The organism is Streptomyces coeruleoprunus (genome assembly GCF_039542925.1).
Taxonomy (GTDB): Bacteria; Actinomycetota; Actinomycetes; order Streptomycetales; family Streptomycetaceae; genus Streptomyces; species Streptomyces coeruleoprunus.
The window spans coordinates 5697296-5719220 of the sequence record NZ_BAABIT010000001.1 but is presented as its reverse complement, the minus strand read 5'-3'; the positions used below and the strand labels follow the sequence as shown (position 1 = coordinate 5719220).

General features: G+C 73.2%; 22 protein-coding genes. 10 read left to right on the top strand and 12 right to left on the bottom strand.

Going from position 1 to position 21925, the window contains the following annotated elements; all coding sequences use genetic code 11:
* Positions 1–179 precede the first annotated feature (179 nt).
* The 3 genes from ABEB09_RS25545 (at position 180) to ABEB09_RS25535 (ending at position 2941) form a co-directional block, all read left to right on the top strand.
* Positions 180–869 (top strand): maleylpyruvate isomerase family mycothiol-dependent enzyme, encoded by a 690-nt coding sequence (locus ABEB09_RS25545; protein WP_345692250.1) that lies wholly within the window; start codon positions 180–182, stop codon positions 867–869.
* Positions 870–878: 9 nt separating this feature from the next.
* Positions 879–1535 (top strand): MBL fold metallo-hydrolase, encoded by a 657-nt coding sequence (locus ABEB09_RS25540; protein ID WP_345692249.1) that lies wholly within the window; start codon positions 879–881, stop codon positions 1533–1535.
* A 116-nt stretch (positions 1536–1651) separates the two neighbouring features.
* Positions 1652–2941, top strand: a complete 1290-nt coding sequence (locus tag ABEB09_RS25535; protein ID WP_345694084.1) for an MFS transporter — start codon at positions 1652–1654, stop codon at positions 2939–2941.
* Positions 2942–2972: 31 nt separating this feature from the next.
* On the opposite strand, the gene ABEB09_RS25530 is transcribed toward ABEB09_RS25535, so the two are convergent.
* The 6 genes from ABEB09_RS25530 to ABEB09_RS25505 form a co-directional block, all read right to left on the bottom strand.
* Positions 2973–3272 carry a hypothetical protein gene (locus ABEB09_RS25530; RefSeq protein WP_345692248.1) on the bottom strand — a complete coding sequence of 100 codons (300 nt, stop codon included), beginning with the start codon at positions 3270–3272 and terminating at the stop codon, positions 2973–2975.
* A 68-nt stretch (positions 3273–3340) separates the two neighbouring features.
* On the bottom strand, positions 3341–4321 hold the full coding sequence (locus ABEB09_RS25525; protein ID WP_345692247.1) for a TerC/Alx family metal homeostasis membrane protein: 981 nt from the start codon (positions 4319–4321) through the stop codon (positions 3341–3343).
* Between the two features lie 304 nt (positions 4322–4625).
* Positions 4626–6626 (bottom strand): TerD family protein, encoded by a 2001-nt coding sequence (locus ABEB09_RS25520; RefSeq protein WP_345692246.1) that lies wholly within the window; start codon positions 6624–6626, stop codon positions 4626–4628.
* A 102-nt stretch (positions 6627–6728) separates the two neighbouring features.
* Complete coding sequence (locus tag ABEB09_RS25515; RefSeq protein ID WP_345692245.1) at positions 6729–7307, bottom strand: TerD family protein; 579 nt, start codon at positions 7305–7307, stop codon at positions 6729–6731.
* Positions 7308–7479: 172 nt separating this feature from the next.
* The gene (gene uvrB, locus ABEB09_RS25510) at positions 7480–9639 is read right to left on the bottom strand and encodes an excinuclease ABC subunit UvrB (RefSeq protein ID WP_345692244.1); all 2160 of its coding nucleotides are present in this window, start codon (positions 9637–9639) and stop codon (positions 7480–7482) included.
* 81 nt (positions 9640–9720) lie between these two features.
* On the bottom strand, positions 9721–10632 hold the full coding sequence (locus ABEB09_RS25505) for an MHYT domain-containing protein (protein ID WP_345692243.1): 912 nt from the start codon (positions 10630–10632) through the stop codon (positions 9721–9723).
* Between the two features lie 257 nt (positions 10633–10889).
* On the opposite strand from ABEB09_RS25505, the gene ABEB09_RS25500 reads away from it, so the two are divergent.
* Entirely contained in the window at positions 10890–11444 is a 555-nt protein-coding gene (locus ABEB09_RS25500; RefSeq protein WP_345692242.1) for a methylated-DNA--[protein]-cysteine S-methyltransferase, read from the top strand.
* A gap of 37 nt (positions 11445–11481) precedes the next feature.
* On the opposite strand, the gene ABEB09_RS25495 is transcribed toward ABEB09_RS25500, so the two are convergent.
* On the bottom strand, positions 11482–12291 hold the full coding sequence (locus tag ABEB09_RS25495) for a class I SAM-dependent methyltransferase (RefSeq protein ID WP_345692241.1): 810 nt from the start codon (positions 12289–12291) through the stop codon (positions 11482–11484).
* A 65-nt stretch (positions 12292–12356) separates the two neighbouring features.
* Here ABEB09_RS25495 and ABEB09_RS25490 point away from each other — a divergent pair, with 65 nt between their 5' ends.
* Complete coding sequence (locus tag ABEB09_RS25490; protein WP_345692240.1) at positions 12357–13304, top strand: pseudouridine-5'-phosphate glycosidase; 948 nt, start codon at positions 12357–12359, stop codon at positions 13302–13304.
* Complete coding sequence (locus ABEB09_RS25485) at positions 13301–14191, top strand: carbohydrate kinase family protein (RefSeq protein WP_345692239.1); 891 nt, start codon at positions 13301–13303, stop codon at positions 14189–14191. The genes ABEB09_RS25490 and ABEB09_RS25485 overlap by 4 nt, the downstream gene beginning before the upstream one ends.
* Before the next feature lie 147 nt (positions 14192–14338).
* Here the strand turns inward: ABEB09_RS25485 and ABEB09_RS25480 are convergent, their stop codons facing one another.
* Positions 14339–14971, bottom strand: a complete 633-nt coding sequence (locus ABEB09_RS25480) for a nucleoside/nucleotide kinase family protein (RefSeq protein ID WP_345692238.1) — start codon at positions 14969–14971, stop codon at positions 14339–14341.
* A 65-nt stretch (positions 14972–15036) separates the two neighbouring features.
* Between ABEB09_RS25480 and ABEB09_RS25475 the strand changes: the two genes are divergently transcribed.
* Together ABEB09_RS25475 and ABEB09_RS25470 are read left to right on the top strand one after the other, a co-directional pair.
* Entirely contained in the window at positions 15037–15801 is a 765-nt protein-coding gene (locus tag ABEB09_RS25475) for an SDR family NAD(P)-dependent oxidoreductase (RefSeq protein ID WP_345692237.1), read from the top strand.
* A 21-nt stretch (positions 15802–15822) separates the two neighbouring features.
* Positions 15823–16176 (top strand): MerR family transcriptional regulator, encoded by a 354-nt coding sequence (locus ABEB09_RS25470; RefSeq protein WP_345692236.1) that lies wholly within the window; start codon positions 15823–15825, stop codon positions 16174–16176.
* 193 nt (positions 16177–16369) lie between these two features.
* Here ABEB09_RS25470 and ABEB09_RS25465 read toward each other — a convergent pair whose 3' ends face one another.
* The gene (locus ABEB09_RS25465; protein ID WP_380840089.1) at positions 16370–17035 is read right to left on the bottom strand and encodes a winged helix-turn-helix transcriptional regulator; all 666 of its coding nucleotides are present in this window, start codon (positions 17033–17035) and stop codon (positions 16370–16372) included.
* Positions 17036–17101: 66 nt separating this feature from the next.
* Here ABEB09_RS25465 and ABEB09_RS25460 point away from each other — a divergent pair, with 66 nt between their 5' ends.
* The gene (locus tag ABEB09_RS25460; protein WP_345692234.1) at positions 17102–18313 is read left to right on the top strand and encodes a pyridoxal phosphate-dependent aminotransferase; all 1212 of its coding nucleotides are present in this window, start codon (positions 17102–17104) and stop codon (positions 18311–18313) included.
* A gap of 401 nt (positions 18314–18714) precedes the next feature.
* On the opposite strand, the gene ABEB09_RS25455 is transcribed toward ABEB09_RS25460, so the two are convergent.
* Positions 18715–19452, bottom strand: a complete 738-nt coding sequence (locus ABEB09_RS25455) for a DUF7873 family protein (protein WP_345692233.1) — start codon at positions 19450–19452, stop codon at positions 18715–18717.
* Positions 19453–19591: 139 nt separating this feature from the next.
* Between ABEB09_RS25455 and ABEB09_RS25450 the strand changes: the two genes are divergently transcribed.
* Positions 19592–20254: a DUF2293 domain-containing protein gene (locus ABEB09_RS25450; RefSeq protein WP_345692232.1), complete on the top strand. Its 663-nt coding sequence runs from the start codon at positions 19592–19594 to the stop codon at positions 20252–20254.
* 42 nt (positions 20255–20296) lie between these two features.
* Here ABEB09_RS25450 and ABEB09_RS25445 read toward each other — a convergent pair whose 3' ends face one another.
* Together ABEB09_RS25445 and ABEB09_RS25440 are read right to left on the bottom strand one after the other, a co-directional pair.
* A complete protein-coding gene (locus ABEB09_RS25445) occupies positions 20297–21142 on the bottom strand; it encodes a chaplin (RefSeq protein ID WP_345692231.1) in 846 nt (281 codons plus the stop codon).
* A gap of 303 nt (positions 21143–21445) precedes the next feature.
* A complete protein-coding gene (locus tag ABEB09_RS25440) occupies positions 21446–21898 on the bottom strand; it encodes a hypothetical protein (protein WP_345692230.1) in 453 nt (150 codons plus the stop codon).
* Positions 21899–21925 lie beyond the last annotated feature (27 nt).

The window sequence follows — 21925 nt, the reverse complement described above, 5'->3', positions numbered from 1 at the left end:
CTTGAGAGAAGCGGGGGGCACAGCCCCTGTCCCAGACTTCTTCAGCCTATGGGGGCCGCCAGATGGATGAATGCCTGACTTTCAAGGATGCCTCCACCGAGCGTATAGCACGTGCATTCGATTTTGGTCCGCGCTCCACCACCTTCACCCGAACGAGTGGCGGCGCTACTGTCAGCAGCATGATCGACCACGCCCATGACCTGGCCTCCGTACAGGAGGCGACCGAACGGCTGCTCACCGCGGCCTCCGCCCTCGACAACGCCGCCGTGGCCGAGCCGTCACGGCTCCCCGGCTGGACGCGGGGCCACGTCCTCGCCCACGTCGCCCGCAACGCCGACGCCCTCGTGAACGTCCTCCAGGGCCGCCCCATGTACGTGAGCGGCGACGCCCGCGACGCCGACATCGAGCGCGACGCCCCCCGCCCCCTCGCCGTACACCTGGACGACCTGCGCGAGTCCGCCGCCCGCTTCCGCGCCGAGGGCGAGGCCCCGGCGGACTGGGCCCGCACGGTGGAGCTGCGCAACGGCGTCACCGACCGGGCCGCGCGCGTGCCCTTCCGCCGCCTCGTGGAGGTGGAGCTGCACCACGTCGACCTGGGCGTCGGCTACGAGCTGGAGGACCTCCCGAAGGAGTTCACCGAGCGCGAGATCGCGTTCCTGACGGAGCGGTTCTCCGGCCACAAGGACGTCCCCGCCACCACCGTGGCCGCCGACGACGGCCGCACCTGGACCACGGGCGGCGGAGCCGAGGGCCCGGCCGTCACCGTGCGGGGCCCCGCCGCGGACCTGCTCGGCTGGCTGGCGGGCCGCCGCGACGGCTCCGCCCTGACGGTCTCGGGAGGACCGCTGCCGGCGCTGCCCCCGCTATAGGCTGACCCCATGACGTACAGCGGAGCGGTGAAGGTCGGCGGACCCGCGGACGTGCACGAGCTGGCGGATCTGATCGTCTCCAAGGTCGCCGTCGGGCCGATGGACAACAACGCCTATCTCCTGCGCTGCCGGACCACCGGCGAGCAGCTGCTGATCGACGCGGCGGCCGAGCCGCGCACACTGCTCCGGCTGATCGGTGACGACGGCATCGCGTCCGTCGTCACCACCCACCGCCACCGCGACCACTGGGGCGCGCTGGCCGACGTCGTCGCCGCCACCGGCGCCCGCACCTACGCCGGGCGGTACGACGCCGAGGGCATCGAGGTGCCGACGGACGTGCTCGTCGAGGACGGCGAGACCGTCCAGGTGGGGCGGGTCGCGCTGACGGCCCGCCACATGGTCGGGCACACGCCCGGTTCGATCGTGCTCGTCTACGACGACCCGCACGGCCATCCGCACGTCTTCACCGGCGACTGCCTCTTCCCCGGCGGCGTCGGCAACACGTGGAAGGACGCCGAGGCGTTCGCGAGCCTGCTGCGCGACGTCGAGACCAAGCTCTTCGACGCGCTGCCGGACGAGACCTGGATCTACCCCGGGCACGGCAGGGACACCACGCTGGGCGAGGAGCGCCCGCACCTGCCGGAGTGGCGCACGCGCGGCTGGTGACCCCGGCGCGCGCGGCCCGGCGCCACGCGACCGTTTAGCGCCCTCCGAACCACCCCGTGTGCCGGGTAGGTTGGCGGAGCATGCGTCAACGTCACCTCCCACACGCACAGCCGTCCATGACGCGGCTCGCCGCCGCCTCACTGGCCGGCACGGCCATCGAGTTCTACGACTTCTTCGTCTACGGCACGGCCGCGGCCCTGGTCCTTGGGCCACTCTTCTTCCCGACCTTCTCCCCCGTCGCCGGCACGCTCGCGGCGTTCGGCACCTTCGCCGTCGGCTTCGTCTCCCGTCCCCTCGGTTCGGTCCTCTTCGGACACATCGGCGACCGCTACGGGCGGCGCCCGGTGCTCTTCGCCTCACTGGCGCTGACGGGCACGGCGACCGTCGCGGTCGGCTGCGTCCCGTCGTACGCGACGCTGGGCGTGGCCGCCCCCGTGCTGCTGCTGGTGCTGCGCTTCCTGCAGGGCCTCGGCCTGGGCGGTGAGTGGGGCGGGGCGGTGCTGCTGACGGCCGAGCACGCCCCGGAGCGGCGGCGCGCCCTGTGGGCGAGCTTCCCGCAGATGGGCCCGCCGGTCGGCTTCCTGCTGGCGAACGGGATCATGCTGGCCCTGTCGGCGTGGCTCAGCGACGAGGCGTTCCGGGAGTGGGGGTGGCGCGTGCCGTTCTGGGCGGCCGGCGTCCTCGCGCTCGGCGGGCTGCTGCTGCGCACGTCGCTGGCGGAGACCCCGCAGTTCCAGGAACTGGCGGAGTCGGGCACGCGGGCGAGCGCCCCGCTGGTCGAGGTGGTGCGCGGCCACTGGCGGCTGGTGCTGCTGACGGCCGGGGCGCTGGCGGTCGGGTACGCGGTGTTCTACGCCGTGTCGACGTGGGCGCTGGCGTACGGCACCGAGCGGCTGGGCGTGAGCCGTACGACGATGCTGGTCTGTGTGATGGCGGCGGTGGCCGTCAAGGGCGCGGTGACGCCGTTCGCCGCGATGCTCGGCGACCGGTACGGGCGGCGTCCGCTGTGTCTGGCGGGGTGCGCGGCGTGCGCGGTGTGGATGTTCCCGATGGTGGCGCTGCTGCACACCGGGCGGCCGGTCATGATGTTTCTGGGGCTGCTGGGTGCGCTGCTGGCGTTCATCACGATGTTCTCGGTCGTCGCCGCGTATCTGCCGGAGCTGTACGAGCCGCGGGTGCGCTGCACGGGCGCGGCTGTCGGCTACAACCTGGCGGGCGTGCTGGGCGGGGCGCTGACCCCGATGGTGGCGACGGCCGCGTCGGGCGGCTCGGGGCCGCCGTGGGGCGTGGCGGCCTATCTGACGGCCATCGCCGTGCTGAGCCTGGGCTGCTTCGCGCTGCTGCCGGAGACCATGCCGCGGCCGGCCGCGGTACAGGAGCCCGCCGAGGAACCCGCGGCTGTCTGAGCGGCCGTGCGGCGGGACGCCGGGCCCGGAGTCAGCCTTCCTGCGTGTCGAGGACGTCGCAGTTGACGAACCGGGTGGGCCGGGTGCACAGCTCCTGGAGGCGCTGCGCCATGCGCGTGGTCCCGGGGTCGTTGCTGTTGCGCATGGCCTCGTCGTACGAGTCGAACTCGACGACGACGTAGAACCGGTTGGCGTTGTCCCGGTCCTTGAGGATGGCGGTGCGCTTGGGGCCGTAGTCGCGGGGCCCGGCGGTGGCGTCCCACTCGTCCATGAGGGCACGCATCTCGTCCATGCGCTCGGTCTCGAAGTCGACGATCTGAGTGAACTTCATGGAAGCCACGCAAACACCGGCCGGGTCGCACGGCAACCCGGCCGGTGTCGCATTGCTCCTGGCGGGGGTCAGACCTCCGCGGACTCCTTGGCCTGCTCCTCGGCGGCGGCCTGCCTGCGGGAGGCGATGAGGCTGGTGATCGTGGTGATCACCAGGACGCCGCAGATGACGGCCAGCGAGAACGGGATGGAGATCTCCGGGACGTGCACCCCGGACTCGTGCAGGGCGTGCAGCACCAGCTTCACGCCGATGAAGCCGAGGATCACCGACAGGCCGTAGCTCAGGTGGACCAGCTTCTTCAGCAGGCCGCCGATGAGGAAGTACAGCTGTCGCAGGCCCATGAGCGCGAAGGCGTTGGCCGTGAACACGATGTACGGGTCCTGGGTCAGGCCGAAGATCGCGGGGATGGAGTCCAGGGCGAACAGCACGTCGGTGGTGCCGATCGCGAGCATGACGACCATCAGCGGCGTCAGCACCCGCTTGCCGTTGTTGCGGATGAAGAGCTTCGTGTCGTGGTACCGGTCGGCGACGCCGAAGCGCTGCTCGATGGAGCGCAGGAGGCGGTTCTCCTCGTACTCCTCCTCCGGCTCGTCGGAGCGGGCCTCCTGGACGAGCTTCCAGGCCGTGTAGATCAGGAACGCGCCGAAGATGTAGAAGACCCAGGAGAAGCTGGCGATGATCGCGGCACCGGCGGCGATGAAAATGGCCCGCAGGACGAGCGCGATCAGCACACCGATCAGCAGCACCCGCTGCTGGAGGTGGGACGGCACGGAGAACTTCGCCATGATCAGGACGAAGACGAAGAGGTTGTCGACGCTCAGCGACTTCTCGGTGATGAAGCCGGCGAAGAACTCGCCGGACGCCTGGCTCTCGCCGGCGAACAGCAGGCCGAGCCCGAAGAGCGCGGCCAGGACGATCCAGACCACGGTCCAGATCCCGGCCTCCTTGACCGACACGTCATGGGGCTTGCGCCCGATGAAGAAGTCGATCGCGATCAGGGCGGACAGACCGAGAACGGTCACCACCCACAGGGTCATCGAAACGTCCACTGCGCCTCCGGCGTCGTACGGCTACTGATCAGCGTCGTCGCTGCCGGAGGTCTCTTCCACCCGAGTGCGCCACGGCCGGGGCCGGGGCGCGTGGGGGCCGGCGCCCCGGGACCGGTCTTCCGTCCGACCGTCCGTATTGACGGGCACGCCGCAGCCGGGAGTACTCCCCTCCGCGGACAGCACCGTACCCCAACCCCCAAGGAAAGGTAAAGCCCTGGGTAAAAGAACCTCAAGTTCCCAGCTCAGCGGGCATGGTGGGGCGACGAGAGGGTTTACGGCCCCGTTGGCGAGCCCGTGCCCGTGGTCAACGGCGCCAGCTGCGGCGCGCGTCGGCGACCCTCCCCAGCACGTCGTGGAGGATCCGGCTGCCCGGCGGCACCAGAGGCGGCTCGTACGTCCAGGCGTGCCCGACCCACGGGTCGGCCAGGTGGTCGTCCGGAACGGGCGTGACCCGCAGCAGGGACCGCCACAGCGGGTCCAGCACCGGGCCGTAGGCGCTCGCGTCCTCGCGGTCGGCGACCATCAGCAGATGGACGCCCACGGCGGGGCCCTCGTCCGCGAGGTAGCGCAGCTGGGTGACGGCCCGGTCGTCGAAGCCGTGCGGGAAGTCGTTGACGATCAGCAGCTGTTCGGCGGTGTCCAGGTCCGGCGGCAGCGCGTCCGCGGCGGCGCCGCCGCGGACCGCCATCTGCACCAGGTCGACGCGCCGGGTCAGCCGGGACAGGACCGTGGCCACTCCCCCGGGCCCGGTGGCCGGCGGCGCGGCGAGCACCCCGGATTCCGTGAGCGGGGCGAGAGCCGCGGCCGCCGAGCCCGCCGGGTCGATGACGTGCACCGTGAAGTCGCCCGGCGGGTAGACCGCGAGGAGGCGGGCGGCGTGCGCGACCGCCGTGTCGAGGGCGAGCCTGCGCAGCCGCCCCTCGTCGAGGAGGCCGGCCGCCCCGGAGCCGCGGCGGCCGGCGTCCACCCACAGGCCCCGCTCCAGCGGCAGCCGGATGAGCATGGGGATGCGCAGCTCCGGGCTCTCGGCGAGGTGCAGGTCGCCCAGCCGCAGCGCCATGGGGATCTCCATGGGGACGCGGTAGGCGTGCCACACGGGGTTGTCCCAGCGGGCGAACGCGACCGGCAGCGCCGGCTCCACTACCTCCGACTCGGCGGCGAGCTGGGCCAGGTCCCGGTCGAGCCCCTCCCGGGCCCGGGCGGTCAGCTCCTCGCACTTGGCGCGGGCGGCCGCGCGGGCGGCGTCCCCCGCGGAACCGATACGGCTGCGCGGGTCGGACAGGACGCGGTCCAGCTCCTGGTCCATACGGGACTCGGCGAAGTCGACGGCGCTGCGGTACGCGGCCGTCGCCCGGGCCAGGTCCTCGAACATGCCCCACACCTGGTTGTAGAGCCGCTCCTCCATGGACCAGCCCGTGGCGTCGCCGGCCACCGGCGCGGACGGGGTGCCGGGCGAGGTGGGGGGCGCGGCCGGGGGCGGCGGCGGGGGCGCGGTGGTGCGGCGGCGCGGGTGGGTGTAGTCGATGGGCCCGGCGGGCCGGGCGGGGCCGGTCGACGGCGCCGGGTTCGCGGGCGGGGTGGCGCCGGCGGAGGGCTGGTCGCCGACCGGGGGCCGGGCGGGCTCGGAAGGCTGAGGCGGCTGCGGCGGCTGGGCGTTCGCGGGGCCGGGCGGGGCCGTCGGGGCCAGCGGGGCGCCGTGGCGGAGCCGGTCGACGTCGGCGGTGCGCGGCGGGGGCGCGGCCACGGAGCGGTCGACGCCGCGGGCGACGGCGTCCTGGATGGCGGTGGCGAGGTCGGCGGCGCGGTCCAGGCCCTGGTCGTGGAGCATCGCGGCGAGGCCGCCGGCGTAGCCCTGGCCGACGGCGCGGACCTTCCAGACGCCCTGGCGGCGGTACAGCTCCAGGGCGACGACGGCGGACTCGGTGTCGAGGCCGGTGATGGTGTAGCTGGCGATCTCGGTGCCGTCGAGGCCGGTGACCGCGACGAAGGGCGCCGCGACGGCGCCGAAGCTGCCGGGCCCGCCCGTGCCGGCCGGGAGGGCGAGCAGCACGGTCACGCGGTGCACGGCGGCCGGGAGCGCCTCCAGGTCGACGGCGAGCCGGTGGTCGGCGGCCGCCTGCCGGGACACCTCGACACCGGGCAGGCGCGGCGAGCCGGGGTGGGCGACCCACTCGGATCCGGCCACCTTTCCGTGCTCGTCGGCGAGGCCGGCACCGGCCACGACCGGAGTGCCGGCGGAGACCCGGATCTCGAGTCGGGTGTCGGGCAGGAGATGGTTCTGCCCCCGGACCAGCTCGGCCGTCATCGCGCGTGTCCCCTCGGCTGCGTGTGCGGGCAGCTCCCGGCGGCCTGGTGCCTCCGGGAGCTGCGGTACGTCGGTGTGCGTGTGGTGTGCGGTGGTGGATGCCTACAGGTGCGGCATGATCGCCGGCATCAGGTCCTGGAAGGTGCGACCGTTGGCCGGCGAGCCGATGGCGGTCATCTGCCAGGCGCTGCCGGAGCGGTGCACCTTCGCCATGATCTGCGCGGTGTACTGGCCGCCGCCGGCCAGCGTGTACCGGGCCAGCTCCTGGCCGTTCGTCTCGTCCACGAGGCGGCAGAAGGCGTTCTGCACCTCCTGGAACGTCTGGCCGGTGAAGGAGTTCACCGTGAAGATGATCTGGTCGATGTGGACCGGGACGCGCTGGAGGTCGACGAGGATGGCCTCGTCGTCCCCGCCCTGGCCGGCGCCGCCGACCAGGTTGTCGCCGGTGTGGCGTACGGAGCCGTCGTCGCTGACCAGGTGGCGGAAGAACACCACGTCGACCGGCTGCTTGTCGGCGAACAGCACCGCCGACGCGTCCAGGTCGATCTCCCGGGTCCGCGAACCGAACAGACCGCGGCGCGGCGCCGCCTGCCAGCCGAGCCCCATCCGCACCGCGGTCAGGGTCCCCCCGTCGCTCTTCTGCAGGCTGATGGCCTGACCCTTGGCCAAGTTGACCGTCACGCGCTGTCCCCTCTCTTTGCGTTCCCCGCTGCCCGATTCTGGGTGCCGTGCGCGGTTCCACAGCACCCTACGCAGGGGCGCGGCGACGGCATCAGGGCGGGTTCCCTTTTGTATCGGTGTTGCAACACACTGCCTGCCGGTGCCCCTTGCGGGGCCCGCAGGGCATCGCCCGTCAGGCGATGCCGGCCTCCTTCATCTGCCGCAGCTCCTTCTTCAGTTCGCTCACCTCGTCGCGCAGCCGGGCGGCGACCTCGAACTGCAGCTCCGCGGCGGCGGCCCGCATGCGCTCGGTCATCTCCTCGATGATCCCGGCGAGTTCGGCGGCGGGGCGGTCGCTCACCAGGGCGCCCTTGCCCGCGGCGGCCTTGCCCGCCTTGGTGCCCTTGCCGCCGGTCTTGGCGGCCTTGGCCGTCGTGCCGAGGGACGGTACGGGGGACTTGGCGCCCTTGCCGTCCTTCCCCTGCCGGTATCCCGTGCCGAGCAGCTGCTCGGTGTCGATCTCCTCGCGCGCGATGGTCGCGACGATGTCGTTGATCTTCTTGCGGAGCGGCTGGGGGTCGATGCCGTTGGCCTCGTTGTACGCGACCTGCTTCTCGCGGCGGCGGTTGGTCTCGTCGATGGCCTGGGCCATGGCGGGCGTGATGGTGTCCGCGTACATGTGGACCTGGCCGGAGACGTTGCGCGCCGCGCGGCCGATGGTCTGGATGAGCGAGGTCCCGGAGCGCAGGAAGCCCTGCTTGTCGGCGTCCAGGATGGCGACGAGGGAGACCTCGGGGAGGTCGAGCCCCTCGCGGAGCAGGTTGATGCCGACCAGGACGTCGTACTCGCCGCTGCGCAGCTCGCGCAGCAGCTCGATGCGGCGCAGCGTGTCGACGTCGCTGTGGAGGTAGCGGACCTGGATGCCCAGTTCGAGGAAGTAGTCCGTCAGGTCCTCGGCCATCTTCTTCGTGAGCGTGGTGACCAGGACGCGCTCGTCGCGCTCGGTGCGCAGGCGGATCTCGTGGACCAGGTCGTCGATCTGGCCCTCGGTGGGCTTGACGACGACCTCCGGGTCGACGAGGCCGGTGGGGCGGATGATCTGCTCGACGAAGCCGTCGGAGCGGGACAGCTCGTACGGTCCGGGCGTCGCCGACAGGTAGACGGTCTGGCCGATGCGCTCCTGGAACTCCTCCCAGCGCAGGGGCCGGTTGTCGAGCGCGGACGGCAGCCGGAAGCCGTGGTCGACGAGGGTGCGCTTGCGGGAGGCGTCGCCCTCGTACATCGCGCCGATCTGCGGCACGGTCACGTGGGACTCGTCGATGACGAGGAGGAAGTCCTCGGGGAAGTAGTCGAGGAGGGTGTTGGGCGGGGAGCCGGGCTCGCGGTCGTCGAAGTGCATCGAGTAGTTCTCGATGCCGGAGCAGGAGCCGATCTGGCGCATCATCTCGATGTCGTACGTGGTGCGCATGCGCAGCCGCTGGGCCTCCAGCAGCTTGCCCTGCTTCTCCAGCTCGGCGAGGCGCTCCTCCAGCTCGCGCTCGATGCCGTTGACGGCGCGCTCCATGCGCTCCGGGCCCGCCACGTAGTGGCTGGCCGGGAAGACGTACAGCTCGCGGTCCTCGCTGATGACCTCGCCCGTGAGCGGGTGCAGCGTGGACAGCGCCTCGATCTCGTCGCCGAACATCTCGATGCGGACGGCCAGCTCCTCGTAGACCGGGAAGATCTCGATCGTGTCGCCGCGGACCCGGAACGTGCCGCGCGTGAACGCCAGGTCGTTGCGCGTGTACTGGATGTCGACGAAGCGGCGCAGCAGCTCGTCCCGGTCGACCTCCTCGCCGACCTTGAGGGGCACCATCCGGTCGACGTACTCCTGCGGCGTACCGAGGCCGTAGATGCAGGACACCGACGCCACGACGACCACGTCGCGGCGGGTCAGCAGCGAGTTCGTCGCGGAGTGGCGCAGCCGCTCCACCTCCTCGTTGATCGAGGAGTCCTTCTCGATGTAGGTGTCCGACTGCGGGACGTACGCCTCGGGCTGGTAGTAGTCGTAGTACGACACGAAGTACTCGACGGCGTTGTTCGGCAGCAGCTCCCGGAACTCGTTGGCCAGCTGGGCGGCCAGCGTCTTGTTCGGGGCCATCACCAGGGTGGGGCGCTGGAGCCGCTCGATCATCCACGCGGTGGTGGCGGACTTGCCGGTGCCGGTCGCACCGAGCAGGACGACGTCCTTCTCACCTGCGCGGATGCGCCGCTCGAGGTCGTCGATGGCCGTGGGCTGGTCACCGCTGGGCTGGTACGGGCTGACGACCTCGAAGGGCGCCACCGAGCGTTCGATCTGGGATACGGGCCGCATGAGACCACCGTACGACCCCCCACTGACAGTCGGGTCCTGATGGCGGCGCCCATGGGCCCGCGGGGCCCGCCCGGCGTGTGCTCAGCGGTCGCGGAACCGGGTCGCGCGGTGCGCGTCGCGCTGCATGTCCCGGTGGCGCTGCGCCGGGATCCCGGGCCGGTAGGCGTCGTGGCCGCCCGGTCCGGCGCCCGGGTGGCCGCCCCCGCTCACCAGGAGCGGGTCGAACATCACCGCGATGGCGGCGAGCAGCAGGAAGACGACCGGGCCGACGAGCATCGGGGCGAGCAGCGACACGGCCGTGGGGGCGCCGGCCGCCATCGCGTCCATGGCGCCGGCGGCGTCCAGGGTGCCCATCGTGTCGAGGGCGACCGCGTCCACGGCGTCGTCGGGGTGGAGGTGCACGCTGACGGCGGCCATGCCGGTGTAGTGCATGCCGGTCACCGCGAGGCCCATGACGAGGCTGGCGCCCAGGCTGGGCAGGAAGCCGTGGACCGAGACGGCCGCCCACAGGGCCGACGTGGCCGCCACGACGGCCACCACCACGGAGAGGGCGACGGTGGGGGTGTCGTACTCGATGCGGCCCTGGAGCCGCATTCCCGCCATGCCGAGGTAGTGCATGGTGGCGATGCCGAGTCCCGTGATGGTGCCGCCGGTGACGAGGGCCATCCTGGTCGGGCCGCGCAGTCCCACGATGAAGATCCCGATGCCGACCATGAGGATCGCGACGGCGAGGCTGGCGAACGTGGTGGGCCGGTCGTAGTCGACGGGGACCTCGGCGATGCTGAAGCCCGTCATAGCGATGAAGTGCATGGTCCAGATGCCGGCGCCGATCGAGGTCGCCCCGAGCGCGAGCCAGCCGGGGCTGAACGCTCCGCGATGGCGCACCGACCGGGTGGTGCAGCGCAGGCCGAGCGCCCCGCCCAGGCAGGCCATCAGATAGGCCACCACGGGTGTGACGAGGCCGTGGCTGAATCCGTCGACAGTGCCCTGCATAGCCGCCTGCCCCTCACCCCTCGTGCCCCGTCGCTGTGTCGATGCCATGTGTACCGGCTGGTACGGGGCCGAGGCCATGGTGCGTACCGAGCACCGGACGAATTCAAAAGCGGAGGTTAGCCGACCGGCGGGGCGCCCCGCGCGGCCGGGCGGTGCAAGCCCGGGGCGGGGAGGTCGGGGCGGGCACGTCCGCGCGGAGGGGAACGGTCCGGGCGGAGGGCGGGGCGTTGTCAGTGGCCGCGCGTACCGTGGCGGACATGGACAGCTGTGTGCGGGTCGGGGGGCCGACCGTGGAATGGGCCGTCGTCGGGAGCGACATCGGTCCGCTGCTGCTGGCCGCCACCGGCGAGGGGCTGGTCACCGTCGTGTTCCACGCCGACGGCGCGGTGCGGGAGCGGGCGGTGGAGGGCCTGGCGGGGCGGCTGGGCGCGGAGCCGGTGGAGGACGCGACGGGCAGGCTGGCCGAGCCGATACGGATGCTGGAGGCGTACTTCGCGGGGGACCTGCACGAGTTCCGGCTGCCGCTGGACTGGTCGCTGACGGGCGGCTTCACCCGTCAGGTGCTGCGGGAGCTGGCCACGACCGTCCCGTACGGGACGGTCGTCGGGTACGGGGAGCTGGCCCGGCGGGTGGGCCGGCCCGACGGCGCCCAGGCGGTCGGCGCGGCGATGGGCGCCAATCCGTTGCCGGTGGTGGTGCCGTGCCACCGGGTGGTGGAGAGCGACGGGGGCCTGGGCGGGTTCGGGGGCGGCCTGGAGACGAAGCGACGGCTGCTGGAGCTGGAGGGGGTGCTGCCGCAGCCGCTGTTCTGAGCCCCGCCGGGGAGGGGCGCGGCGGCCGGCGGTGTGGTCAGCGGTGGGCTGTCAGCATCGGCTGGAAGAAGCCCGTCTCCTCGGGGTCGTGCCATGCGGTGGAGTGCAGGCCCGCCTCCGTGGCCAGTGCCGTCAGCCGGTCGCGGGTGAGCGCCCAGTAGGTGGCCCGGCGCACGGTCGTGACCCACTGGTCGTGCTCCGGCGCGAGGCCGCCGTCGGGGGCCGGGGTCTCGGCCGTGCCGGGCCGTAGCTGGAAGAGCTCCAGGTCGTAGTGCTCGCCGTCGTCGTGCCAGTGCCACAGCTGGAAGGTGACGCTGCGCCCGTCGGGCCCGGTGCGCACGGCCGGCGGGGTCGAGAGGGGCCGCTCGGCGCGCAGGGCGTCGTACGGGCGGGTCGTGACCAGCAGCAGTCCGCCCGGCCGCAGCACGCGGCGCATCTCCGCGAGGGCGGTGCGGACGTCGTCCGGCGTGAGCAGGTGCGGCAGCGAGTTGTCGGCGCAGACCACCACGTCGAAGGAGGCGTCGCGCAGGGGCAGGGCCCGCATGTCGGCGGCGCCGGCGGCCAGGCGCAGGCCGCGGGCGGCGGCCTCCCGGGCGGCCCGCGCGGCCGCCACCGGGCTCAGGTCGGTGCCGGTGACGCGGTGCCCGCGTGCGGCCAGCCCGAGCGCCTGGGTGCCGATGCCGCAGGCGCAGTCGAGCACGTCGTGCCCGCCGGGGCCCAGGGCCCGGGTGATGCGGTCGTCCAGGGCGACGCCCTGCCGTACGACGCTCGTGTCCCAGTCCGCGTACATCAGGTCGTAGTCCGCGGCCAGATCGTCGTAGAAGTACCGCGCCGTGGGGGTTCGCATGGGGGTCAGCGTAGAGGCGGGACGGGTGAGGTTTGGGGGTACGCCGGGTGCGCCAGGGATGGGTCATGTCCGAGACCACAGTGATGTTGTCCGAAGAGGTGCGCGAGGCGCTGGCCGCGCACCGGCCCGTCGTCGCCCTGGAGTCGACGATCATCGCGCACGGCCTGCCCCGGCCGCGCAATCTGGCCGTCGCCGAGGAGTTGGAGTCGCTGGTACGGGCCGGTGGCGCCGTCCCGGCGACGATCGCCGTCCTGGACGGGGTGCCCCGGGTGGGGCTGGACAAGGCGCAGCTGGAGCGGGTGGCGTCGGACCCGGCCGTCCGCAAGCTGGGCCACCGCGATCTGGCGCCGGCCGTCGCGGCGGGGGCGAGCGGGGCGACGACGGTGTCGGCGACGGCGTTCCTGGCGGCGCGGGCGGGCATCCGAGTGTTCGCGACGGGCGGCCTCGGCGGGGTGCACCGCGCGTGGACGGAGACCCAGGACGAGTCGGCCGACCTGCGGTTGCTGGCGGGCACGCGGATCGCGGTGGTGTGCGCGGGCGTGAAGTCCATCCTCGACGTGCCGGCGACGCTGCAGCGGCTGGAGACGCTGGGCGTCGGGGTGCTCGGGTACGGGACGGACCGGTTCCCCGGGTTCTACCTGGCGTCGTCGGGCGAGCCCGTCGACTGGACCGTGTGGACGCCGGAGGAGGTCGCCGCGGTCATACGGGCGCAGGACGCGCTGGGCGGGCCCGAGGCCGCGCTGATCGTCGCCAATCCGGTGCCGGAGGACGAGCAGTTGGACCCGGCGCTGCACGACCGGGTGCTGGCGCGCGGTCTCGCGGAGTGCCGGGAGCGGGGCATCGGCGGACAGGCGGTCACCCCGTTCCTGCTGGAGTATCTGACGCGGCACACGGACGGGGCGTCGCTGGAGGCCAATCTGGCGGCGGTACGGGGCAACGTGCGGCTGGCGGCGCGGATCGCCACGGCCTGGGCGTCGGCGGCGCGCGCCATGCGGACGCGGGCGCCGCGGTGAGCGGGCTGCTGGTCGTCGGGGACGTCGTCACCGACGTCGTGGCCCGGCACGGCAAGCCGCTGGCGCCCGGCACGGACACGGCCGCGCGGATACGGCTGCTGCCGGGCGGTGCCGGGGCCAACGCGGCGTGCTGGGCGGCGCGTTCCGGGTGCGAGGACGTGCGGATCCTGGGACGCGTGGGCGCCGACGGGGCGTCCTGGCACGAGGCCGCGCTGCGGCGGGCCGGGGTGCGGCCGCTGCTCGTCACCGATCCGGACGCGCCCACCGCGACGGTCGTGGCGCTGGTCGACGCCCAGGCGGGCGCCGAGCGCACGTTCCTGACGGACAGCGGTGCGGCGCTGCGGCTCTCGCCGGCCGACTGGTCGCCCGGGCTGCTGGACGGCGTGGGCCATCTGCACCTGTCCGGCTACCTGTTCTTCGCGGGGACCAGCCGCGAGGCCGCGGGGGTGGCGCTCACGGCGGCCCGGGAGCGGGGGGTGCCGGTGAGCGTGGACCCGGCGTCGGCCGGTTTCCTCGCCGAGCTGGGGCCGGCCCGCTTCCTGGACGCCGTGGACGGTGGGGACGTGCTGCTCCCGAACGCCGACGAGGCCGCGCTGCTGAGCGGGCGGCGCTCCCCCGAGGCCGCGGCCGCCACCCTGTCGGGCCGCTTTCCGCTGGTCGTGGTGACGCTGGGGCCCAAGGGCGCGCTGGTGGCGGCCGACGGCGAACTCGTCGCCCGGGTCCCGGCGCCCTCGGCGACGGCGCTCGACACCACGGGCGCGGGCGACGCGTTCACGGGCGGGTTCCTCGCGGCCCGCCTGGCCGGCGCGGACGCCCGCGAGGCCGCGGAGGCGGGCTGCCGCGCGGGCGCGGTGGCCGTCACCGGGCTGGGCGGCCGCCCGGTGTGAGGAGCGGCTCCCCGGCCCGGGGCTCCGCGCACCACGACGGTGGGTGGGTCCGGGGGTGGCTCACCCCTCAGTAGGGGCGGGGGCCGCCCCCGGCCGGGGTGGCGGGAAAAGGGCGGTTCGTCGGGGCGGGCCCGTGGCCGCCGGTCGCTATGGCAGGCCCGTCCACGCCGGGTGGCGGGGGTCGTCCGCGCGGACGGTGACGTCCGCCGCCTCCGCCGGGCCCACCTCCGCCTCGTACCGGTCGAACGCCGGCAGCGTCCACCGCTCCTGCGTCCGCCGCGCCAGCGCCGCCCGCGACAGCCGCAGGTGGACCGTCAGGTCGAAGGGGAACCAGTGCCCCAGCAGGAACGGGCCGTGCAGCACCAGGACGCCGCCGGGGGCCAGCTCCCGGTACGGGGAGCGGGTCGCGCGGTCGGTGACCGGGTCCCACAGGTCGGGCAGGACCCGCCCGCTCCCGCCCGGTTCCAGCGGCCCGAACACCTCCCGCCACAGCGCGGCGACGTCGAACCAGCCGCTGTAGTACGCGTCGGGGTCCTCCCTGCCGTGTTCGAACCGCAGCGACGCCGGCCGCAGGAACCCGCCCGTGCCCACGGCCAGTACGGGCCGCCCCCGCGTCCGCAGCTCCTCCGCGACGGCCTCGGCCAGGTCGCCCGGCCGGGCGGCCGACGGGCCGTCGACGGCGACCTTCAGCCAGGGCCCGCCGTCGCCGGGCCGTCCGCCGTCCACGTGCGCCGCGAGGGCGTCGGCCAGCCGTTCCCAGGTGATCGGTTCCAGTCCCACGCCCCCATCCTGCCAAGGCGCCGGCTTGACCCTGCCGCTGGTGGCAGGGTTCGAGGATCGGTGCCATGAACAGTTCTTCCGTTCCCGTCCCCGAGCGTGTCGTCGTCATCACCGGTGCGGGCACCGGTATCGGCCGGGCCACAGCCCGGGCCTTCGCCGCGCAGGGCGCGCACGTGTTCGCCGTGGGCCGCCGCGCCGAGCCGCTGGCCGAGACCGCGCGGGACCACCCCGGCCGGATCACGCCCCTGGTCGCCGACGTCACGGAGGACGGCGCCCCGCAGGCCGTCGTGCGCGCCGCCCTCGACGCGTACGGGCGCCTGGACGTCCTCGTCAACAACGCGGCGATCGTGGGTACCGGCCGCCTCGGCGCGTACACGCGTGAGAGCGTGGCGCCGCAGCTGGCCACGAACCTGGTGGCTCCGCTGCTGCTCACGCAGGCCGCGCTTCCCGCCCTGGAGGAGGCGCGCGGTGTCGTCGTGAACGTCACCACGTCGGTGGGGCAGCGGGCCTGGCCCGGCAACGCCGTGTACGCGGCGACGAAGTCCGCCCTGGAGCTGCTGACCCGTAGCTGGGCCGTGGAGTTGGCGCCCCGGGGCGTCCGTGTCGTGGCCGTGGCGCCCGGCGCGGTGGAGACGCCGATGGGCGAGCACGCGGGGCTCACGCCGGAGCAGCTGGCCGGGATGCGGGCGTGGCAGGTGGCGCACACGCCGCTGGGGCGGATCGGCCGCCCGGAGGAGGTGGCCTGGGCCATCACCCGGCTCGCCTCGCCGGAGGCCTCGTTCGTGACGGGCACGGTGCTTCCCGTGGACGGGGGCGCCGTCGTGGCGTGAGGCACGTGGTACCACTGGGGCATGCGCATAGGGGAGCTGGCGAAGGCGACGGGGACGACGCCCCGGGCCCTGCGCCACTACGAGGAGCAGGGCCTGATCTGGTCGTCCCGTGCCTCCAACGGCTACCGCGTGTACGGGGCGGGCACGCTCGTCCGGGTCCGCAACATCCGCCATCTGCTGGACGCGGGGCTGACGTTGGAGGACGTGGCCGCGTTCAGCGCCTGCCTGGACGGGGACGTCGCCGCCGCCCCGCCGTCGGAGCGCGGGCTGGAGATCGCCCGGGAGCGGCTCGCGGTCCTGGACGCCCGGATCGCCGCGCAGACGGCGGCCCGGGACCGGCTCGCCGAGGCGCTGAAGGCACACTCCCGCGCGTAACGCCAGGTGCCTGTCGGCACGTCGAGCGCCGACGCCATGTGCCCGTCGCCACGCGGAGGCCGACGTCAAGTGCCGGTCGGCACGCGGAGCGTCGGCGTCAGATGCCGGTGGTCACGCCGAGCGCCGGCGTCAGACACCGGCGGTCACGCCGAGCGCCGGCGTCAGACACCGGCGGTCACGCCGAGCGTCGACGTCAGACACCGGTCGGCACGCCGAGCGCCGACGCCAGCGGGCCCGCGCCCGTCGCCTCGATCCGCCCGGCCTTCACCGCGTCGGCGACGGCCAGTTCGCCGCGGCCGATCGCCGCGCAGGTCGCGGCGTCCATGCGCAGCCGCACGTCCGGCGCCTCGGCCGGTCCGTCGCCGTAGCCCCGTTCCATACCGGTCCGTACGTGGAAGACGCCCTCGTCCAGCCGGACTTCCACGGTGCCCGGCTCGCCCGCGGTCTCCAGCGCGCCCAGCAGCGGCAGGGCGAACCAGTGGGCGCGTACGGCGTCCGTGGGGCGTGGCACGTCGAGGGCGGGCGCGCCCCAGGTGGCGAGCGCGCGCAGCACGGGCAGCAGGTCGCGGCCGCGGTCGGTCAGCTCGTACACGTACGCCGGTGAGGGCGGCGGGAGGCGGCGACGCGTGGCCAGGCCGTCGCGCTCCATGTCCTTGAGGCGGGAGGCGAGCATGTCCGTGCTGACGCCCGGCAGATCGGCGTGCAGATCGGTGTAACGACGCGGCCCCGCGAGGAGTTCCCGGACGATCAGCAGGGTCCACCGGTCGCCCACGGCGTCGAGGGCGCGGGCGGCGGCGCAGTACTGGTCATAGCTCCGACGGCGGTCGGTGGAACGTGGCATGCGAGGCAGTCTAGACATGTTGTTGGACTTTCCAAGCTGGAACTTGGTAAAACCAAGCAACACCGTTCCCGGGGAGGTCGCCTTATGGAGTTCCGGCAGTCGAGCAAGCTGAGCGAGGTCTGCTACGAGATCCGCGGCCCGGTGATCGAACAGGCCAACGCCCTGGAGGAGGCGGGCCACAGCGTGCTGCGGCTGAACACCGGCAACCCGGCCCTCTTCGGGTTCGAGGCGCCGGAGGAGATCCTCCAGGACATGATCCGGATGCTTCCGCAGGCGCACGGCTACACCGATTCGCGCGGCATCCTCTCCGCGCGCCGCGCGGTCGCCCAGCGCTACCAGGCGCTCGGCCTCACGGACGTCGGCGTCGACGACGTCTTCCTCGGCAACGGCGTCTCCGAGCTGGTCTCGATGGCGGTCCAGGCACTGCTCGAGGACGGTGACGAAGTCCTCATCCCCGCCCCGGACTTCCCGCTCTGGACGGCCGTGACCACCCTCGCCGGCGGCCGCCCCGTCCACTACCTGTGCGACGAGTCCGCCGACTGGTACCCCGACCTCGACGACATGGCGTCGAAGATCACCGACCGCACCAAGGCCGTCGTGATCATCAACCCCAACAACCCGACCGGCGCGGTGTATCCGCGCGAGGTGATCGAGGGCATCCTGGACCTGGCCCGCCGCCACCACCTGATGGTCTTCGCCGACGAGATCTACGACCAGATCCTCTACGACGACGCGGTGCACCACGCGGCCGCCGCCCTCGGCCCCGATCTGGTCGTCCTCACGTTCGGCGGCCTGTCGAAGACGTACCGCGTGGCCGGGTTCCGCTCCGGTTGGCTCGTCGTCACCGGACCGAAGCAGCACGCCCGCAGCTATCTGGAGGGGCTGACGATGCTCGCCTCCATGCGGCTGTGCCCCAACGCGCCGGCGCAGTACGCCATCCAGGCGGCCCTCGGCGGGCGCCAGTCCATCCGCGAGCTGACCGCGCCCGGCGGCAGGCTGTACGAGCAGCGCGACCGCGCCTGGGAGAAGCTGAACGAGATCCCGGGCGTGTCCTGCGTCAAGCCGAAGGGCGCGCTGTACGCGTTCCCCCGCCTGGACCCGAAGGTGCACCGGATCCACGACGACGAGAAGTTCGTCCTGGACCTGCTGCTCCGCGAGAAGATCCAGGTCGTCCAGGGCACCGGCTTCAGCTGGCCGTACCCGGACCACTTCCGGATCCTGACGCTCCCGTACGCCGACGACCTCGACGCGGCGATCAGCCGGATCGGCCGCTTCCTCGGCGGTTACCGCCAGTGACCCGTACGGGCGGGCAGCGGCCGCGCCGGCCTGGGGGAACCCGGAAGCAGGAGCGGGGTCCGAGGGCATGGCCGGCCCTCGGACCCCATCGTTGCCGCTCCTCTTCACACGCCGGAGCTTGGAGGACCCGGGTCATTCTCATGACGTCGCGTCATGCCTTTAGACCACCGCGGATCGAAGCTCCGCGGGCCGGAGTTGAACCGGCATCTCGACGTACCGGGGCCCGGGCCCGGTCGATCCGGCGATGAGCGGCGCATGCTGAGTCTGGAGCGAGAGTCTGAGATTCATCGCGACGGCCGTCCGTGCGGCGCCGCGTGGTTCACGACAAGCTTCAGCTTCAGCTTTGCGCTCCTCGCGCACCCCGGCCACGGACAGCGCCGCGGCCGGGGAGTTCAGGGCGGCTACCCGAAGAGGTAGCCGAAGACGGCGTCACCCACCCTCTGGTCGGTGACCTCCGTGGCGTTCGCCTCCTCGCGGGCGAACTTCACCGCCTGCTGGAGCTTCTCCACACGGTCCAGCAGCTCGTTGACCCGCCGGGCGGGCAGGGCGCCGGAGAACTTCACCGTCGTCCAGTAACCGACGGGCACGTCCTCGTAGTACACCTCGACCTGCGCCGGGTGCTTGTCGGTGGCCTCGGCCTTCACGTGGTTGCGCGGCACCTTCTTCGTCCGCAGCGTACGGACCGGCTCGGTCTTCCACGCGTCGGTCGACGGGTCCTGGGACCAGGACTCGGCGGCGTCCAGCACCGGCAGCCTGCGGACGAACGCGGCGATGTCCGTCAGCTGCTTCTCCAGGAAGAGGAGATAGGCGACGGGTACCTCGCCCACCAGCACCCGGCCGTCGACGGTGACGTCGGCGCGGGCGGTGCAGTTCGCCCAGTCCTTGGTGGCGGTCACGTCGAACAGCCTGGTCAGCGACTTGGCGGTGTCGCGCAGCACGTCCTCGGCCTTGACCTGCACCAGCGTGGACTCGGGCGGAAGCTGCTCACCCTCCTCGTCCTTCGGCTGGTACGTGCGCGCGATGCCGGCGAGCAGCGCGGGCTTCTGCAGCCCGTGGTGCGCGGCGGCCAGGTCCTGGTGCGCCTTGGACTTGACGCCCTTTTCGATGGCGATGATCTGACTGAGTTTCGTGTTCCCCACAGCGGAAACGTAACGGACACCCGCACAGCGGATCGAACGAATTACGGGCCTCCGGGGGACGGACCACGGGACCGACGAGGGACCGGCCGCGGTACGGGCCGAGGGCTGCCCGACGGTGGGGCGGGAGGTGTACGGGCGCATGCCGAGGGATCCGATCGTCGTCGTCGAGCCGCTGAAGCCGCACCACCACCGCTGCACGGAGTGCCGCCGGGGGCCGCTGCGCCGGATGGTGCTGGAGTTCACCGCGCCGGTGTGTCTGGCCTGTGCGGATCTCGGCCATCTCGTGTACCTGCCGCGCGGCGACGCGGCGCTCACCCGCCGCGCCCGCGAGGCGAGTGAGCTGTGGGCGGTGGTCGTCCGGCACAACCGGCGCCGTACGCGCTACGAGCGCCAGGGCATCCTGGTGGAGGAGGACGCCCTGGCGCGGGCGGAGGCCTCGTGCCTGGCCGACGCGGAGGCGCGGGCCCGCCGCCGGGCCAGGGACGCGGAGCGCCGCGCGGCCCAGGACATACGGTTCACGGCCGCGCTGACGGCCGAGATACGGCGGCTGTTCCCGGGCTGTCCGCCGGAGCGCGCCGCCGGTATCGCCGCCCACGCCTCGGTGCGGGGCAGCGGGCGCGTGGGCCGGACGGCGGCCGGCCGGGCGCTGGAGGAGGCCGCGGTCACGGCGGCGGTACGGGCGTCGGTGCGCCACGTCGACACCGAGTACGACGCGCTGCTGATGAACGGGGTCCCCCGCCGCCAGGCCCGTACCCGGGTGGCGCCGGTCATCGACGCGGTGTTGGCGGCCTGGCGGCAGTGAGCGGGGCGCCGGCCGACGCCCCGGGGCCGGGGTGGCGGCGGCTCAGGAGCCGTCGGCCGTCCGGCGGGAGCGGCGGACGAGGACCGTGCCGGCGAGGACCATGCCGGCGGCGACGGGCAGACCGAAGCCGATCAGGTCGTCGGCGCCGGTGTCGGCCAGCCGCGAGGGGCCGGAGTGCGGCGTGGGCAGGTGCTTGGGCGCGGGACCGGGCTTCGGCGCGGCCGGCGTCTCCTGCTTCGGGGGCGTGCCGGGCTCGTCGGACTTCGGCGGGGTCCTGGGCTCCACCGGCTTGGGCGGCGTGACGGTGTGGACCGGCGGCTTGTTGCCCGTGTTGCTGGAGGCGTTGCTGGAGACGTTGCCGAAGACCGCGTTGCCGAGGCCGACGACGCTGACCGAGTTGCCGGAGACGTTCACCGGCAGGTCGATGGGCAGCTGTACACCGTTGCCGGAGATCACGCCGGGCGAGCCCTTCGCCACGCCGTCGGCGGACGCGCCACCGCTGTTGCCCCCGACGGGGCCCTTGCCGTGGTCGGGACCCTTGCCGTGACCGGAGCCCTTGCCGTGGCCGGAGCCCTTGCCGTGGTCGGGACCCTTGCCATGGCCGGAACCCTTGCCGTGACCGGGGCCACCGTGCGGGGTTCCGGGCTTGTCCTTGTGCTGACCGCCGTCGGACTTCGCCTTGCCCTTGTTCACGCATGTGTTGCCGGCCGCGGGGTTGAGCAGCCCCACCACGTTCACCGTGTTGCCGCAGATGTTGACCGGGACGTCCACCGGCAGCTGCACGGTGTTGCCGGAGATCACCCCAGGGGAATCGACCGCGGCACCGGCCGCGTCGGCGTCGGAGTGCGCGGTGCCCGCAGCCAGAGCGAGCGCGCCACCCGTCGCCATCAGAGTGACCAGACCATTTCGGCGCGTGTGCCTCATGGCTTCCTGCCTTCCGGAGAATTTCACGGGCACTCGCCCGCACCGGGGTTAACGCGTTACAGCCAAGGCGGGTTATGACGCATGCCGCATTCACCCCATCGAGGGAGGATTAATCGATCTTTCACATCACCTCCACGCATTCCCCTCGGTCGGACCGATCCGACTGGTGGCAGGGGGCACGGCACGCCGACGGCGCGCAGTCGGAAGAATGTCCCCTGGGAGGGTCCTGGGCAGGACAGGAGTTGACGGAGAGCCGCCCCGCCGACTTCAGCGGGCCTGGCCTGCGCCGGGCTCGAGGCGGCCGATCGAACCGGCCTGGATCACCGTGTTGTGGTAGACCCCTCCGTTGATCGTGTTGTGCGTCTCGATGTGAACCTGCTGGGGCGTCGTGCCCCCGCCCTCCAGCTCGTCGAGGAGGGCGCGCAGTTCGGCGGCCGCCTGCGGGTCGTCCCGCAGGGCGCGGCGCATCCGGTTCCTCCACTCGGCCCTGGCGTCCGCGTGGGCCTCGGCCGTCGCGTCCTCGTCACCGGACTCGCCGGCGGCGACCAGGTCGGCCCGGGCGTCGTCCAGTTCCTCGCCGATCGCCTCGACGTCCCGGCCCGAGCGGCGGGCGAAGAAGGCGGCGACGCGGCCCCTGACCTGCTCCCACGTGTCCCCGACCATCTGCTGGACGAGGGCGGTCGCCCCTGCCGACGCCAGTGCTACCAACTCGGCTTCCACCGGGCCCCCTTACCGTTGAGCGACAGT